An 18,401-nucleotide genomic window follows, 5' to 3' on the forward strand; every position below is an offset into this window, starting at 1 on the left:
AGGTTCACAGGCTTGACGATGAGTGCCGGGGTCAGGAGATCCCGAATTCCTTGCTGAGGAGGGCGACGAGTTCGTCGGCCGAGGCGTCGGCGAGCTGTTCGCCGATCCCCGCGCCGGCGGCGGGCTTGGCCGCCGCCTCCAGCCGTGCGGCGAGCGACCGCAGCCGGTTCACGGCCGCCGTGCGGTCTTCGTCGTCCAGGTGTGCGTCCGCCAACGTGGTTTCCATCCGGTCGAGTTGACCGAAGAGCGCGGCGGATGAGCCGGGGCCGTCCGAGCCGAGGGCGTCCAGCAGGTGCCGGCCGACGGCCCGGGGGGTGGGGTGGTCGAAGGTGACGGTCGCGGACAGCGTGAGCCCGGTCGCCGCGCCGAGCCGGTTGCGCAGTTCGACGGCGGTCAGCGAGTCGAAACCGAGGTCAGTGAAGGGCTGTTCGGCCTGTACCCGCCCCGGGTCGGTGTGCCCGAGCACCGCACACGCGCTGCGGACGACCAGGTCGGTCAGGTGCTCCAGCCGCTCTGGCGGGCTCATCGCCTCCAGCGTCCCGAGCAGCGACGCGGTGTCCGTACGCGGCGGCGCCACACTCACGGACCTGCGCGCTGCGGGCCGTTCGAGCCCGGCGAGCAGGGGCGGCAGTGGGCGGGGCAGCTTGCCGGTGTCGATCGTGAGGGGGACGAGGTGGGCGGCCGGGTGGTTCAGAGCGGCGTCGAACAGGGTCAGCGCCTTGCCCACGGGCAGGGGCGGGAAGCCGGAGTCGGCCAGGCGGCGGACTTCGGCGTCGGTGAGGCCGGCGGCCATGCCCGTACCGGACCACAGGCCCCAGGACAGGGCCTGACCGGGGAGGCCCAGCCTGCGCCGTTCGGCAACCACCGCGTCCGCGGCGGCGTTCGCGGCGGCGTAGGCGCCCTGGCCCGGGGCGCCGAACACGCCGGCGGCCGAGGAGAACACGGTGAAGAAGGCAAGGTCGTGGTCGCGTGTCGCTTCGTCCAGCACTGAGGCTCCGAGCGCCTTCGCCGCCCAGACTCCTTCGATCCGCTCGGGCGTCAACTCCGTGACGACACCATCGTCCAGAACACCCGCCGCATGGACGACACCCACCAGATCAGGGATGAAATCGACGAGCGCCCGCACCTGCTCGGCATCCGCGACATCCACACCCTCACTGCGAGATGCCACGACCACCTTGTGGCCCGCGTCCGTGAGGTGCCGGACGACCTCCGCACCCACACCCCCGTGACCGCCGGTCACCAGGACCGTGCCGCCGCTGTCGCGCGGGACGGTCAGCACCACCTTGCCCACATGCCGGGCCTGGCTCATGTACCGGAAGGCGGAGACGGCCTCGCGGACGTCCCAGCAGGACACCGGAAGCGGCTCCAGGGCGCCTTCGTCGAACAGCTTCTTCAGCTCGCCGAACATCTCCTGGATGCGCCGGGGCCCGGCCTCGATCAGGTCGAAGGCGCGGTAGACCACGCCCTCGGGCTCCCGGAGGTCGGTCTTGCCCATCTCAATGAATCGCCCGCCCGGGGCGAGCAACTTGAACGAGGCGTCGATGAACTCCCCGGCGAGGGAGTTGAGTACGACATCGACCTGAGGAAACGCCGACCCGAACCCGGTGTCCCGCGACGACCCCAAGTGCTCGGCATCCAACGGCACCGCATGCTGCTTCGCCGGACTCGCCGTCCCGAACACCTCGGCACCCGCATGCTGAGCCAACTGCACAGCAGCCATCCCCACCCCGCCCGCAGCGGAGTGAATCAGCACCCTTTCACCGGACTTCAGCCCACCCAGATCCAACAGCCCGTACCAGGCCGTGAGGAACGCCAACGGCACCGACGCCGCCTGCGCGAACGTCCAGCCGTCCGGAATCCGGCTCCAGGTGCGGAAGTCGGAGACGACCTCGGGTCCGAACGACCCGGTGGCCAGCCCCATGACCCGGTCCCCGACGGCGATCCCGGTGACACCTCGACCGACCTCGACGACGACACCGGCCGCTTCCAGTCCGGGCAGCCCGGGGTCTCCCGGGTACATCCCCAACACGTTCAGCACGTCACGGAAGTTGACCCCGGCAGCCCGCACGGAGACCCGGATCTCACCGGGCCCCAGCGCAACCCGCTCCAGCGTGGAGACGGCCAGCCCGGTGACGGCTCCGCGCTCCCCGATCCCGACCCGCCAGACACCCTCGGCGGGCACCTCCAGAACTTCGTCACCGGCGATCGGGACCACCCGGGCCGCGAACAACTCGCCGCCTCGAAGCCGCAGTTGCGGTTCACCGAGCCCGGCGGCCCCTGTCACCGCGCCTGCGTCGGAGTCCACGAGCACGATCCGCCCGGGGTGCTCCGACTGGGCCGACCGCAGGAGCCCCCACACCCCGGCGACCGCCGGATCGGTGTCCGAGCCGCGCCCGGTCACGACGAGCACCTTGCCGTCCCCACTCAGGAACTCCTGCACGACGGCGAGCGCGTCGGCGACCCGGACGCCGTCCGGCACCTGCCACTCGGCGTGCTCGACCTCGTCGGCCGGGGTGGTGACGGGCACCCACTCCACTCGGTACAGCGACGAGGCCGCAGATTCGGCCGGCGCCGCCACGACGGTCGCCGGCGCCATCTCGCGCAGGGTGAGCCGGTCGACGGAGAGCACGGGCTCGCCCTCGCGGTCGACCGCCATGATGGAGACGGTGTTGTCGCCGTGCTTCGTGATACGGGCGCGCACGGCGGTCGCCCCGGCGGCGTGCAGGACGACTCTGTTCCACGAATAGGGCAGGCGGGGAATCTCTCCTCCGGGGAGGAGCTTGCCCAACGCGTGCAGGACGCTGTCGAGGAGCGCGGGGTGGATGCCGAAGGTGGCGGCACGCTCGTGCTCCGTGGCGGGCAGTTCGATATCGGTGACGACCTGGCCGCGCTTGCGCCGGATCGCCTTCAGGCCCTGGAAGACGGGGCCGTATAGCAGCCCCTTGCGGGTGTAGCGGGCGTACTCGCCGCTGATGTCCAGAGTCTCTCCGCCGACGCGGGCCAGGCCGGTGGCCAGGGCGAGGGTCTCCTCGGTCTGGTCGGCGCTGGAAAGCACGCCGGTGACGTGGGCGGTCCAGGTGCCGTCGCCGCCGGACTCGCGGCGCGAGTACAGCGTGAACGGCCGGTCCCCGGTGCCCTCTTGAGCCGCGCCGACCGTCAGCCGGAGCTGGGTCGCGCCGTGCTCTGCGAGGACGAGGGGCACGTACGCGATCAGCTCCTCCAGCGTTCCGCAGCCGACCTCGTCGCCGGCCCGGATCGCCATCTCGACGAGGGCGGCGCCGGGGACCACGACCTGGTCGAGGACGCGGTGGTCTCCGAGCCAGGGGTGGGTGTCGAGGGCGAGGCGCCCGGTGAGGACGACGCCGTCGGTGTCGGGGAGTTCGACGGCCGTGCTCAGGACCGGGTGACCGGCGGCGGTGACGCCGAGGGCGCGGGCGTCGGCGGTCGTGGCGGGGATGGCGAGCCAGTAGTGGTCGCGCTGGAAGGCGTAGGTGGGCAGGTCGACCAGTTCGGCGCCCGGGAAGAGGGGGGACCAGTCCACCGTGACGCCGTGGCAGTGGAGTTCGCCGAGCGCGGTGAGGAGGGTGGTCGGTTCGTCGCGGTCCTTGCGGAGGGTGGCCACCGTGCAGGCCGGGGCGTGGGGAGCCAGGCCGACCTGGGTGGCGAGGGTGGAGTCGGCGCCGAGTTCGAGGACGGCGGTGACGCCTTGGTCGGCGAGGGTGGCGACGTTGTCCGCGAACAGGACGGCGTGGCGGAGGTGGTCGACCCAGTACGCGGGGTCGGTCCAGCGGTCGGCGAGACCGCCGGTGACGTTGGAGAGGCCGAGCAGTTCGGGGCCCATGAAGGTGACGTCGTCCAGAACGGCACGGAACTCTTCGAGCACCGGCTCCATGCGGGCGCTGTGGAAGGCGTGGGAGACCTTGAGGCGGGTCGCCTTCCAGTCGCGCTCGCGCGCTTGCTCGACGACTGCGGCGACCGCCGCCTCGTCACCGGAGATCACGACGGAGGAGGCGGCGTTGACGGCGGCGATCTCGACGCCGTCAGTCAACAGCGCCTCTACCTGGGCGCGTTCAGCCGTGACGGAGGCCATGGCGCCGCCCTCGGGCAGCCCGTCCATCAGGCGGGCGCGGGCCGCGACGATCCGGCACGCGTCCTCCAGCGACCACACACCGGCCGCGTAGGCGGCGGCGTACTCGCCCAGCGAGTGCCCGCCGACGACGTCCGCTTTGATGCCGAACGACGACACCAGCTCGTACAGGGCGACCTCCAGCGCGAACAGCGCCGGCTGGGCGACACCTGTTCGGTGCAGGTCTTTTGACTCACGCGGGAGCCCGAGTTGTTCCGCCGCCCGGTCGTACGTCTCCGCGAAGCCGGGGAACCGGTCGTACAACTCCGCGCCCATACCGGGGTGTTGGGAGCCCTGGCCGCCGAACAGGAACGCGAGGCGCCGACCGGAGACAGCGGGTGTCGTCGCCTTCGCGGCGAGCGTGAAGTCGGCGTGCTCGCGGCCCAGGTACACCGCGCGGTGGTCGAGGTGGGTGCGGCCGACGGCCAGGGTGTAGCCGATGTCACCGACCGGCACCTCGGGGTGCTCGGCGACGAACTCCCATAGCTGCTCGGCCTGTTGACGCAGCGCCTGCGGTGTCTTGCCGGACAGCACCCACGGCACCGGCCCGGTGTCGCCCTTGGCGGGGAGTTCGGCGTCCGGTGCCTGTTCCAGCACGATGTGCGCATTGGTCCCGCTGACCCCGAACGACGACACCGCGCCCCGGCGTGCGCGCCCGGTCTCGGGCCAGGGCGTGTCCTCGGTGAGCAGGGACACCGCGCCGCTGCTCCAGTCGACGTGGCTGGAGGGCCGCGAGACGTGCAGGGTGCGGGGCAGCAGGCCCTCGCGCAGCGCCATGACCATCTTGATGACGCCCGCGACCCCGGAGGCGGTCTGGGCGTGCCCGATGTTCGACTTGACCGACCCGAGCCACACCGGCTCCTCGGCGGACCGCCCGGCCCCGTACGTCGCCAGCATGGCCTGCGCCTCGATCGGGTCGCCGAGGGAGGTCCCGGTGCCGTGGGCCTCGACGGCGTCGACGTCTGCGGTGGTGAGCCGGGCGTCGGCGAGGGCGGCGTGGATGACGCGTTCCTGCGCGGGTCCGTTGGGCGCGGTGAGGCCGTTGGAGGCGCCGTCCTGGTTGACGGCCGTCCCCCGGATCACGGCGAGGATGCGCCGCCCGTTGCGCTGGGCGTCGCTGAGGCGTTCGAGGACGAGAACGCCGGCGCCCTCCGCCCAGACGGTGCCGTCGGCGTCGTCCGAGAAGGACTTGCAGCGGCCGTCGGGAGCTAGGCCCCGCTGGCGGGAGAACTCCAGGAAGATCGCGGGGCTGGCGATGACGGAGACGCCGCCGGACAGGGCCATCGAGCACTCCCCGGCGCGCAGAGAGCGCACGGCCAGGTGGAGGGCGACGAGGGCGGAGGAGCAGGCGGTGTCGACGGTGAGGGCGGGGCCTTCGAGGCCGAGGGAGTAGGAGATGCGGCCGGAGGCGACGCTCGGGGTGTTGCCGGTGAGGAGGTAGCCCTCGACGTCCTTGTGCCCGGAGCGGGCGTCGCGGTCGTAGTCCTGGGCGGAGGCTCCGATGAACACGCCGGTGGCGGAGCCGCGCAGGCGGGCGCCGTCGATGCCGGCCTGCTCGACGGCCTCCCAGGCGGTCTCCAGCAGGACGCGCTGCTGGGGGTCCATGGCGAGGGCCTCGCGCGGGGAGATCCCGAAGAGCCCGGCGTCGAAGTCGCCGGCGTCGTCGATGAATCCGCCCTGGCACAGGTACGTCTTGCCGGAAGCGGTCGGGTCGGGGTCGTAGAGGGCCTCGGCGTCCCAGCCCCGGTCGTCCGGGAAGGGGCCGAGGGCGTGGCCGTGGCCGGTGACGAACTCCCAGAGTTCCTGGGGGGAGTTGGTGCTTCCCGGGAAACGGCAGCCCATGCCGACGATCGCGATCGGCTCGCGGTCGCGCTCCGTCAGGTCGCGCACGAGGCCACGGGTGCGGTGCAGTTCACCGGTCACTCGCTTGAGGTAGTCACGCAGCTTCGTGGTCTCGTCCATGGTTCCGCCATTTCCTTGTGCAGTACCTGCGGCGTGGCTCAGACGCCGAGCTGCCGGTCGATGAAGTCGAAGATGTCGTCGTCGGAGCCCGAGGAGAGGCGTTCGGAGACCGACCGGTCGTCGTCGGAGACGGTGGTGTCGAGTGCGGTGAGCAGGCCCAGGAGGCGGGCGACGGCGGCCCGGCGCACGCCGTCCTCCGGGGCCAGGGCCCCGAGTTCGGCGCCGACCCGCTCGATGTCCGCGAGGAGGTCTTTGGGCCGGGCGGCGGCGGGTGCCAGCAGTCCGGCGAGGTACTCGGCGGCGTCCCGGCACGTCGGCCGGTCGAAGGTCAGGGTGGCGGGCAGCGTCAGCCCGGTCGCGGCCCCCAGCCGGTTGCGCAGTTCCACGCCGGTCAGAGAGTCGAGCCCCAGCTCCGTGAACGACGCCCCCGGATCGACCCCGGCCGCCCCGCCGTACCCGAGCACGGCCGCCGTGTGCGCGGCCACCAACTCCGTCAACTTGTGCAGCTGTTGGGCCGGGGGAAGCTCCGCGAGCCCGACGGGTGCCTGCGCCACCACGGCCACGGCACGCCGGGGCGCCACCGCTCCCTGCACCTCTCGCAGCAGCGCCGGTACGACGCCGTCGGCCCTGCGGGGCGTGATGGTGAGGGGGATGAGGTGGGCGGCGGGGTGCCGCATCGAGGCGTCCAGCAGCTTCAGGGCGCGGTCGACGGGGAGGGGCGGGAAGCCGGAGTCGGCCAGGCGGCGGACTTCGGCGTCGGTGAGGCCGGCGGCCATGCCCGTGCCGGACCACAGGCCCCAGGACAGGGCCTGACCGGGGAGGCCCAGCCTGCGCCGTTCGGCAACCACCGCGTCCGCGGCGGCGTTCGCGGCGGCGTAGGCGCCCTGGCCCGGGGCGCCGAACACGCCGGCGGCCGAGGAGAACACGGTGAAGAAGGCAAGGTCGTGGTCGCGTGTCGCTTCGTCCAGCACTGAGGCTCCGAGCGCCTTCGCCGCCCAGACTCCTTCGATCCGCTCGGGCGTCAACTCCGTGACGACACCATCGTCCAGAACACCCGCCGCATGGACGACACCCACCAGATCAGGGATGAAATCGACGAGCGCCCGCACCTGCTCGGCATCCGCGACATCCACACCCTCACTGCGAGATGCCACGACCACCTTGTGGCCCGCGTCCGTGAGGTGCCGGACGACCTCCGCACCCACACCCCCGTGACCGCCGGTCACCAGGACCGTGCCGCCGCTGTCGCGCGGGACGGTCAGCACCACCTTGCCCACATGCCGGGCCTGGCTCATGTACCGGAAGGCGGAGACGGCCTCGCGGACGTCCCAGCAGGACACCGGAAGCGGCTCCAGGGCGCCTTCGTCGAACAGCTTCTTCAGCTCGCCGAACATCTCCTGGATGCGCCGGGGCCCGGCCTCGATCAGGTCGAAGGCGCGGTAGACCACGCCCTCGGGCTCCCGGAGGTCGGTCTTGCCCATCTCAATGAATCGCCCGCCCGGGGCGAGCAACTTGAACGAGGCGTCGATGAACTCCCCGGCGAGGGAGTTGAGTACGACATCGACCTGAGGAAACGCCGACCCGAACCCGGTGTCCCGCGACGACCCCAAGTGCTCGGCATCCAACTGCACCGCATGCTGCTTCGCCGGACTCGCCGACCCGAACACCTCGGCACCCGCATGCTGAGCCAACTGCACAGCAGCCATCCCCACCCCGCCCGCAGCGGAGTGAATCAGCACCCTTTCACCGGACTTCAGCCCACCCAGATCCAACAGCCCGTACCAGGCCGTGAGGAACGCCAACGGCACCGACGCCGCCTGCGCGAACGTCCAGCCGTCCGGAATCCGGCTCCAGGTGCGGAAGTCGGAGACGACCTCGGGTCCGAACGACCCGGTGGCCAGCCCCATGACCCGGTCCCCGACGGCGATCCCGGTGACACCTCGACCGACCTCGACGACGACACCGGCCGCTTCCAGTCCGGGCAGCCCGGGGTCTCCCGGGTACATCCCCAACACGTTCAGCACGTCACGGAAGTTGACCCCGGCAGCCCGCACGGAGACCCGGATCTCACCGGGCGCCAACTCCACACGTTCAGCGCTTTCCACGGCGAGTCCGGAAACGGCACCCCGCTCCCCCACGCCGACCCGCCAGCCGCCGTCCAGCGGCGCCAACAGCTCTTCGTCCACAGCCGAGACGACCCGAGGCGCAAACAACTTGCCTCTCCGCAGCGCAAGTTGCGGCTCGCCAAGTCCGGCGACCCCCTCCGGGACACCGCCGTCGGAGTCCACCAGCACGATCCGCCCGGGGTGCTCGGACTGGGCCGACCGCACCAGCCCCCACACCCCCGCCATCACCGGATCGACTGCTTCCCCCTCCACCGACGCCGCACCCCGCCCCACGATCACCAGCACGAAGTCCACCCGCGACACGTCCGTCACGAACTCCCGCACCACCGGCAGCACTTCCGCCGGACCCCACCCCTCGGGCACCTCCCACTCGCTGAACTCCCTCTCGGAGTCCGCCGCTTCGACCCGCACCCACTCCGTCCGGTACAGCGGCAACTCGCTGTCCGCCGCCGCGAGTTCACCGGCCGACGCGGACCGCAGGGCCAGCCGTTCGACGGAGAGCACGGCCTGTCCGTCGGTGTCCGTCAGGTCGAGGGACACGGCGTCGGGGCCGACCGCCGTGATCCGGGCGCGCACCGACACCGCACCCGTGGCCCACAGGCGTACGCCGGACCAGGCGAAGGGCAGCATCGTCCGCCCGGTGTCGGCGTCGTCGAAGCAGTACTTGGTGGCGTGCAGCACGGCGTCGAAGAGCGCGGGGTGCACCCCGTACCCGGCGACGGAGCCGGGGTCGCCGCCGGGCAGGGTCACCTCGGCGAAGACCTCGCCGTCCCGGCACCAGGCGGCGGTGAGGCCACGGAACGTCGGCCCATATCCCAGCCCCTGCGCGGCGAGCGTGTCGTACGCGCCCTCCAGTTCGACCGGCTCGGCGCCTTCGGGCGGCCAGACGCCGGCGGGCTCCGGGCGGGGTTGCGTGCTGTCGCTCAGCTTGCCGGAAGCGTGGACGGTCCACGATCTGTCGGCGCGGGAGTGGACGGTGACCTCGCCGCTCTCACCGACGACGACCCTCAACTCCGACTTTCCCGCGCCGGGTTCGGGCAGCGACAGCGGCGCGTGCAGGACGAGTTCGTCGAGCCCCGCCCCGGCGTGCAGTGCGAGGTCCACCAAGGCGGTGCCCGGAACGACGATGCCGCCGAAGACGCGGTGGTCGGCCAGCCAGGGCCGCTCGGCGGCGGAGAGGACGCCGGTGAGGACGGTGTCGCCGCCCGGGGTGTCGACGGTCGCGCCGAGCAGCGGGTGGGTGGTGGCGGGGAGGCCGTGGGGGGTGTCCGTGAGCCAGTAGTGGGCGTGCTGGAAGGCGTAGGTGGGCAGTTCGGCGCGGGCGACTCCCTCGAACAGGGGGGTCCAGTCGACGGGGATGCCGTGCGTGAACAGTTCGCCCAGGGCCGTGAGGAGCGTCGTGGGTTCGTCGCGGTCCTTGCGGAGGGCGGCGACCGCGCAGGCCGGGGGGCGGGTGGCGAGGCCCGCCTGGGTGGTGAGGATGGAGTCGGCGCCGAGTTCGAGGACGGCGGTGACACCCTGCTCGGCGAGGGTCATGACGTTGTCGGCGAAGCGGACCGTGTGGCGCAGGTGGTCGACCCAGTAGGCGGGGTCGGTCCAGCGGTCGGCGAGGCCGCCGGTGACGTTGGAGAGACCCGTCAACTGGAACTGGTGGAAGGTGACTTGGTCGAGGACGGTACGGAACTGCGCGAGTACCGGCTCCATGCGGGCGCTGTGGAAGGCGTGGGAGACCTTGAGGCGGGTCGCCTTCCAGCCGCGCTCCTCGGCCTTCTCCAGCGCGTCCGAGACGGCCGCCTCCTCGCCCGATATCACCACGGAGCACGGCGAGTTGACCGCTCCGACCTCGACGCCGTCCGCGAGCAGCGCGTCCACCTCGGAGGTCGCCACCGAGGCCATTGCGCCGCCCTCGGGCAGGCCGTCCATCAGACGGGCGCGGGCCGCGACGATCCGGCACGCGTCCTCCAGCGACCACACACCGGCCGCGTAGGCGGCGGCCAACTCGCCGAGCGAGTGCCCGCCGACGACGTCCGGTCTGACGCCCAGGGACGACACCAGCTCGTACAGGGCGACTTCCAGCGCGAACAGTGCCGGTTGGGCGACGCCCGTTCGGTGCAGGTCTTCCGGCTCGCGCGGGAGGCCGAGCAGTGTCGTCACCCGGTCGTACGTCTCCGCGAAGACGGGGAACCGGTCGTACAACTCCGCGCCCATACCGGGGCGTTGGGAGCCCTGGCCGCCGAACAACACAGCGAGGCGTCGGCCAGAGGCAGCGGGTGCCGTGTCCTTCGCAGCGAGCGTGAAGTCAGCGTGCTCGCGGCCCAGGTACACCGCGCGGTGGTCGAGGTGGGTGCGGCCGGCGGCGAGGGTGTGGCCGATCTCCGCGACCGGTACGGACGGGTGGGCGGCGGTGAAGGCGCGCAGTCGGTCGAGCTGGTCGCGCAGGGCCTGGGCGGTCTTGCCGGTGACGATCCAGGGGACGAGCCCGGGGTCGGTGGAGTCGCGCTTCTCGGCGGGGGCTTCCTCCAGGATCACGTGGGCGTTGGTGCCGCTCACGCCGAACGAGGAGACGGCGCCCCGGCGCGGGCGGTCCGTTGAGGGCCAGGCGCGCTTCTCCGTGACCAGTTCGACGGCCCCGGCCGTCCAGTCGACGCGTGCCGAGGGGCGAGTGACGTTGAGGGAGGCGGGCAGGGTGCCGTGCCGCATGGCCTCGACGGTCTTGATGATCCCGGCGACCCCGGCGGCGGCCTGGGTGTGGCCCAGGTTGGACTTGATCGAGCCGAGGAGCAGCGGGCGTTCCCGGTCCTGGCCGTAGGTCGCGAGGACGGCCTGTGCCTCGATGGGGTCGCCGAGGGCGGTGCCCGTGCCGTGGGCCTCGACGGTGTCGACGTCGGCCGGTTCGAGCCCGGCGTCCTTCAACGCAGCGCGGATGACGCGCTGTTGGGAGGGGCCGTTGGGTGCGGTGAGGCCGTTGGAGGCGCCGTCCTGGTTGACGGCGGAGCCCCGGATCACGGCGAGGACGCGGTGGCCGTTGCGGCGGGCGTCGGAGAGGCGTTCGACCAGGAGGAGGCCGGCGCCCTCGGACCAGCCGGTGCCGTCGGCGTCGTCCGAGAAGGACTTGCAGCGGCCGTCGGGGGCCAGGCCCCGCTGGCGGGAGAACTCCACGAAGAGGTGGGGCGAGGTGAGGATGGTGACGCCGCCGACCAGGGCCATCGTGCACTCGCCGGCCCGCAGGGCGCGGATCGCGTGGTGGAGGGCGACGAGGGAGGAGGAGCAGGCGGTGTCGACGGATACGGCGGGGCCTTCGAGGCCGAAGACGTAGGCGATGCGGCCGGAGGCGACGCTCGGGGTGTTGCCGGTGAGGAGGAGGCCCTCGACGCGGGTGTCGCCGTGGCGGGCGTCGCGGTCGTAGTCCTGTCCGGAGACGCCGACGTAGACGCCGGTGCGGCTGCCGCGCAGGCCGGCCGGGTCGATGCCGGCGTGTTCGAAGGTCTCCCACGCGGTCTCCAGGAGCACCCGCTGCTGGGGGTCCATGGCGAGGGCCTCGCGCGGGGAGATCCCGAAGAGGCTCGCGTCGAAGTGGGCGGCGGCCGTCAGGAAGCTGCCCCGGTCGACGGTGGAGGTGCCGGGGGTATCCGGGTCGGGGTCGAAGAGGGTGTCCAGCGGCCAGCCCCGGTCCGTGGGGAAGCCGCCGACGGTGTCGCGGCCCTCCTCGACGAGCCTCCACAGGGCCTCGGGCGAGCCGACACCTCCGGGGAACCGGCACCCCATGCCCACGATGGCGACGGGCTCGGTCGCCGTGCGCACGCGCCGCGCGAGCCGCTCGTTCTCCTTGAGAGAAGCGCGCAGCGCGGTCACCAGTTCCTCGTGGGATTCAGCCATTCGGGTCTCCTCCGGGCTGCGGGCCGGACATCTGAGCCGCAGGTTAGGCGGGGTGCGGGGGCGTTTTTTATGGGGCGGGTCCACGGAGTGGGCACTGGCCGCGAATTGGGCTGACAGAGTGTCAGTCCAGGGGGTCGTGCGAGGTGCCGAGCGCCCGGCGGATCAGTTCGCTCGCGTCCATGTCGTCGATGCCGCCGGTGTCGTCGATGTCGCTGTCCGGCTCGTCGTCCGGGGTCTCGGGCTCACCCAGGAGTTCCGCGACAAGGTGGCGTGCGAGCGCCTCCGGTGTCGGGTGGTCGAAGACGACGGTCGCGGACAGCCGCAGCCCGGCGTCCTGGGCGAGCCGGTTGCGCAGTTCGACGGCGGTGAGGGAGTCGAAGCCGAGTTCGCTGAACGGCCGCTCGGGCGGGACTCCGTCGACACCCTCGGCGCGGTCCCTACCGAGCACGGCCGCCGTGTGCCTGCGGACGAGGTCGGTGGTCTCCCGGAGAGCGGCTGCTGGCGCGAGTCCGGCGAGCCGAGCGGGGAGCGCGTCGCCGGTGGAGGCGGCGGCGGTGGGCCGTGGTGCGCGACGGACCAGGTCCGCCAGCGCGGGAGGCGCCGCGTCGAGGGCACCGAGGTCCAGTTTCACCGGCAGGTACAGCGCCTCGTCCGTCAGGGTCGCGTGGTCGAACAGCGCCATTCCCTCGGCCCGTTCCAGCGGGCGCATCCCGATCCGCGCCATCCGCGCAAGGTCGGCCTCCCCGAGGTGCCCGGTGATCCCGCCGTCCTGCCGCCACAGCCCCCAGGCCAGCGAGGTCGCCGCGAGCCCCTGCACACGGCGCCTCGCGGCGAGGGCGTCGAGGACGGCGTTGGCGGCGGCGTAGTTGCCCTGCCCGGGGCCGCCGAGGACGGCGGCGGCCGAGGAGAACAGGGCGAACAGGGCGAGGTCTCCGGTGAGTTCGTGCAGGTGGAGGGCCGCGTCCGCCTTGGGTGCGAGGACGCGGTGCAGTTGCCCGGGGGTGAGGGAGGCGACGACGCCGTCCTCGACGACGCCTGCGGTGTGGACGACGCCGGTCAGGTCCGGGATGGTCGCGAGCAGCGCGCGCACCTGTTCCCGGTCGGCGACGTCGCAGGCGACGATCCGCGTCTCGGCGCCCAAGTCCCCGAGTTCTTCGACGAGTTCGGCTGCTCCGAGGTCGTCGGCGCCCCTTCGGGAGGTCAGCACGAGCTGTCGCACCCCTCGCTCTGCCGCGAGGTGGCGGGCGGTGAGCGCGCCGAGGTCTCCGGTGCCGCCGGTGATCAGGACGGTGCCGTCGAGGGGGCGCGGGACGGTGAGGACGACCTTGCCGGTGTGCCGGGCCTCGCGCAGGTGCCGGAACGCCGCGGGGGCCCGGTGCACGTCCCACGTCGTAACGCGCGGCAGGGTGAGGGCGCCCGCGTCGAACAGGGCCATCAGCTCGACCAGCATGCGCTGGATGCGGTCCTCCCCCGCGTCGAGCACGTCGAACGCCCGGTACCGCACGCCCTTCGGCGCGCTGTCGCGGATGTCGACCTTGCCCATCTCCAGGAACCGTCCGCCGTCGCGCAGCAGCCGCAGCGAGGTGTCGACGAATTCGCCGGTCAGCGAGTTGAGGACGACGTCCACCTGGGCGAAGCGGTTGCCGAACTCCGTGTCGCGGGACGACGCGATCCGCTCGTCCGGGATTCCGGCGGCACGCAGGGTGTCCCATTTCGCGGGGTGCGCGGTGCCGTAGACCTCGGCGCCGAGGTGGTGGGCGAGCTGGGTCGCGGCGGTGCCGACGCCGCCGGCCGCCGCGTGGACGAGGACGCGCTCGCCGGGCCGGACGGCGGCGAGGTCGATCAGCGCGTGGTAGGCGGTCAGGTAGACCAGGGGGACGGCGGCGGCCTGCGCGAACGTCCAGTCGTCCGGGAAGGGGACGACCATCCGCCGGTCGGCGACGGCCACGGGCCCGAACCCGCCGAAGACGAGCCCCGTGACCCGGTCGCCCGGCTTGAGGTCGGTGACGTCGGCGCCGACCTCGGTGACGACGCCGGCCGCCTCGCCGCCGAGCATGCCGGTGATGCTGGGGAACATGCCGAGGACGGTGAACACGTCCCGGAAGTTCAGCCCGGCCGCCCGCACCCCGATCCGCACCTCCCCGGCGCCGAGCGGCTCCAGCACGTCCGGGCACGGCACGATCCGCAAGTTCTCCACGGTCCCGGTGCCGGTCATGCCGAGCCGCCAAGCGGGCTCGGCGGGCAGCGGGTCCAGCGCGCTGTAGCGGGCGAGGCGGGGGGCGAGGATCTGTCCGTCGCGCAGCGCGGTACGGGGTTCTCCGGTCGCGACGGCGGCGCGCACCAACTCCAGCGGGGTGTCCTCGGCAATGTCGACGAGGACGATCCGGCCCGGGTTCTCCGACTGCGCCGATCCGACGAGCCCGTGCACGGCGGCGGCCCCGAGGTCGTCCCCGACCGCCCCGCGCGTGAGCACCAGGAGCCGTCCGGAGTGCCGCTTGAGCACGTCGAGGGCGGCTGCGGTGGCTTCGTACGGGGTCCCTTCGGGCGGTGACCAGACGACGGTGTCGCCGCCGGTCCCCTGCGGCAGCCCGGTGCCGTGGCGGTCGTCCCCGAGGAGTGTCCACGACTCGTCCGGCACGTCCTTCGGCGTGGTCAGCGGCGTCCAGTCGAGCCGGTACAGCGCGTCCAGCGCGGGGTCGCGGGCGACGAGACGGTCCCCGGTGACCTTGCGGACGGTCAGCGAGTCGACGTCGGCGACGGGGGCGCCCTCGGGGTCGGTGAGGCGCAGGCGGACGGCGGAGCCGCCCAGGTGGGTGAGGGTGACGCGCAGGGCGCGGGCACCGGAGGCGTGCAGGCGGACCCCGGCGAAGGCGAAGGGGACGAAAGCGGCGTCGGCGTCGAGGAATCCGCTGAACCGCAGGGCGTGGAGGCAGGCGTCGAGGAGGGCGGGGTGGATGCCGTAGCCCTGGTCGGCGGGGCCGGCTTCGGCGGGGAGTTCGACTTCGGCGTAGACCTCGTCCTGTTTGCGCCAGACGGCGCGGAGGGCTCGGAAGGCGGGGCCGTAGTCGACGCCAACGGCGCGGAGGGCCTGGTAGACGTTTTGGGCGGCGAGGGAGTCGGAGCCGGTGGGGGGCCAGGCGGGTGCCGGTGCTGATGCCGGTGCCAGTGCCGATGCCGGTGTTGATGTGGGTGTGATTCTCCGCTTGTCCGCTTGTCCCAGTGTCCCTGTCGCATGCGTCGTCCAAGGCGCACCCGGCACCTCCGGACGCGCCTGGATCCGCAGCTCGCTCCCGCTGACGATCGCCCTGAGCCGTACGCCACCCTCCTCGGGCAGCACCAGCGGCGCGTGCAGGACGAGTTCCTCGACGTCCCCGGCGTCCGCCTCGTCGGCCGCGCGCACCGCGAGTTCCGCGAGGGCGGCGCCCGGGAGGAGGACCCGGTCGAAGACCCGGTGCCCGGCCAGCCAGGGCTGGTCCGTGAGGGAGACGCGGCCCGCGAGCATGACGTCCCCGGCGTCCGGCAGCGGCACGCTCACGCCGAGCAGCGGGTGTCCGGTCGTGTCGAGGCCGAGGCGGTCCGCGCGGGCGGCGCCGGGCGGGTCGCCGAGCCAGTAGGGGCGGCGCTGGAAGGCGTAGGTCGGGAGGTCGGTGTGGCCGACGCCGGTGAACAGGGCGTCGAGGCGGACGTCGTGGCCCCGGGCGACGAGCCGTCCGACGCCGGTGACCGTGGTGACCGCCTCCGGCCTGCCCTTGCGCAGGAGCGGGACGGCGGCTGCGGTGGGACGGGTGAGCGAGTCGGGGATGAGGGAGGCGAGGCCGCCGCCGGGGCCGACCTCGACGTAGGTCGTGACGCCCTGGCGCTCCAGCTCCGCGATGCCGTCGGCGAATCGGACCGTGCCGCGCAGGTGGCCGGTCCAGTAGGCGGGGTCGGCGGCTTCGGCGGCGGTGAGGGGGCGGGCGGTGCGGTTCGAAACGACCGGTATGCGCGGCGGGTTGGCGGTGACCGTCTCCAGCACCGCGCGGAAGGGGGCGAGGGCGGCGTCCATGTGGGGTGAGTGGAAGGCGTGGGAGACGCTGAGGCGCTTCACGCGGACGCCCTGGGCGGCCCAGTGGGCGGTGACCGCCTCCACCTCCGCCTCGTCGCCGGAAATCACCACGGAACGCGGCGAGTTGACGGCGGCGATCACGACGCCGTCGGTGAAGCTCGCGGTGACCTCGTCCTCGGACGCGCCGATCGAACTCATCGCCCCGCCCTGCGGCAGTGCCCGCATCGCGCGGGCGCGGGCGGCGACGACGGCGCAGGCGTCGGTGAGGGACCAGACTCCGGCGACGTGGGCGGCGGTGAGTTCGCCGATGGAGTGGCCGATGAGGAGGTCGGGGCGGATGTCCCAGGATTCGAGGAGCCGGTGGAGGGAGACCTCCACGGCGAAGAGCCCGGCCTGCGCGAAGGCCGTGTCGTCGAGGCGGGCCGGCTCGTCGCCGAAGACCGCGTCGGCGATGCCGAGGCCGAGGTGGGTGTCGAGTTCGGCACAGACCTTGTCGAAGGTCTCCGCGAAGACCGGGTAGGTGCGGTACAACTCCCGGGCCATGCCGGTGTGCTGAGCGCCCTGGCCGGTGTACACGAACGCGATGCCGCCGCCGTTGCCCTGCTCGATGCGGTCGTCGAGGTCGCCCGCCGCGAGCGCGTCGAGTTCGTCGGGGTGGGTGAGGACGGCCCGGTGGGAGAGGAGGGCGCGGCGGGTGGCGAGGGTGTGGGCCGCCTCGGGGTGCTGCGGGTGCCGGGGGGCGGTGGCGAGGTGGTCCCGGAGGGCGGCGGCCTGGGCGCGGACGGCGGCGGGGCTGTGGCCGGTGACGATCCAGGGGGTGACGGCCGGTGCCGTCCCGGTGGCCTGCGGTTCGTCGTCGGGCGCCGACTCCAGGACGACGTGCGCGTTCGTGCCGCTCATGCCGAACCCGGAGACGGCCGCCCGGCGCACTTCCGAGGTCCAGGGGCGTTCTTCGGTGAGGAGTTCGACCGCGCCCGCCGACCAGTCCACGTCGGGTGTGGGCGCGTCGACGTGCAGGGTGCGGGGCAGGACGCCGTGCCGCATCGCCATCAGCGTCTTGATGACCCCGGCCATGCCCGCCGCGCCCTGCGAGTGCCCGATGTTGGACTTGACCGATCCCAGCCACAGCGGCCGTTCACGGCCCTGCCCGTACGTCGCGAGGAGCGCCTGCGCCTCGATCGGGTCCCCGAGCCGGGTGCCGGTGCCGTGCGCCTCGACGGCGTCGACGTCCGCTGGTTCGAGCCCGGCGTCCTTCAACGCGGCCCGGATGACGCGCTGTTGGGATGGGCCGTTGGGTGTGGTGAGCCCGCTGGAGGCGCCGTCCTGGTTGACGGCCGTCCCGCGTACGACGCCCAGGACCCGGTGTCCGAGGCGCCGGGCGTCGCTGAGGCGTTCGAGGACGAGGAGGCCTGCGCCCTCGCTGAAACCGGTGCCGTCGGCCGCCGCCGCGAAAGCCTTGCAGCGGCCGTCGGCGGCGAGACCGCGCTGGCGGGAGAACTCGACGAACACGGCCGGTTCGGTGATGACGGCGACCCCGGCGGCCAGCGCCATCCGGCACTCCCTCGCGCGCAGCGCCCGCACGGCGAGGTGCAGGGCGACGAGGGAGGAGGAGCAGGCGGTGTCGACGGTGAGCGCCGGGCCCTCGAAGCCGAAGACGTAGGAGAGGCGCCCGGAGACGACGCTGCCCGCCTTGCCGGTGCCGAGATAGCCCTCCAGGTCGTGCGGGGTGCCTGCGTAGCGGGCGCCGTACTCGGTGGCGCTGATGCCGGTGAAGACGCCGACGTCCTTGCCGCGCAGGGTGTCCGGGTCGATGCCGGCGCGTTCGAAGCCCTCCCAGGCGAGTTCGAGGAGGAGGCGCTGCTGCGGGTCCATGGCCTGGGCCTCGCGCGGGGAGATCCCGAAGAAGTCGGCGTCGAACCCGGCGACGTCGTCGAGGAATCCGCCCCGGCAGGAAGTGATGCCGCCGCGCGCGTCCGGGTCGGGGCAGTAGAGGTCACGGCCGTCCCAGTGGCGGTCGGTCGGGAAGTCACCGATGACGTCGGCGCCTTCCGCGACCAACTGCCAGAGTTTCTCCGGAGAGTCGGCCCGGCCAGGGTAGCGGCAGCTCATCGCGACGACCGCGACGGGCTCGCGCCGGGCCTCCAACGCGGCGCGGGCCTCGCGGAGTTGGACGGTCACCTTGTTCAGCATCTGCCGTATGCGGTCGTCCGCCACGTCGTGTTCCTTTCAGTGGTGAGGAGCCGCTCGGGCTCGTGCACGGGCT

At 72.9% G+C, this 18,401-nt stretch carries 3 protein-coding genes; all 3 read right to left on the reverse strand.

Features of this window, described 5'->3' with window-relative positions:
- Window positions 1-31: 31 nt before the first annotated feature.
- Entirely contained in the window at window positions 32-6,091 is a 6,060-nt protein-coding gene (locus tag ACZ4MF_RS34815) for a beta-ketoacyl synthase N-terminal-like domain-containing protein (protein ID WP_467496441.1), read from the reverse strand.
- Between the two features lie 38 nt (window positions 6,092-6,129).
- Window positions 6,130-12,093, reverse strand: a complete 5,964-nt coding sequence (locus tag ACZ4MF_RS34820; protein ID WP_467496443.1) for a beta-ketoacyl synthase N-terminal-like domain-containing protein — start codon at window positions 12,091-12,093, stop codon at window positions 6,130-6,132.
- A gap of 121 nt (window positions 12,094-12,214) precedes the next feature.
- Window positions 12,215-18,352, reverse strand: coding sequence for a type I polyketide synthase (locus ACZ4MF_RS34825; RefSeq protein ID WP_467496445.1), 6,138 nt, complete (start codon window positions 18,350-18,352; stop codon window positions 12,215-12,217).
- Window positions 18,353-18,401: the final 49 nt, after the last annotated feature.

This window comes from Streptomyces sp. NPDC025793 (assembly GCF_055558375.1).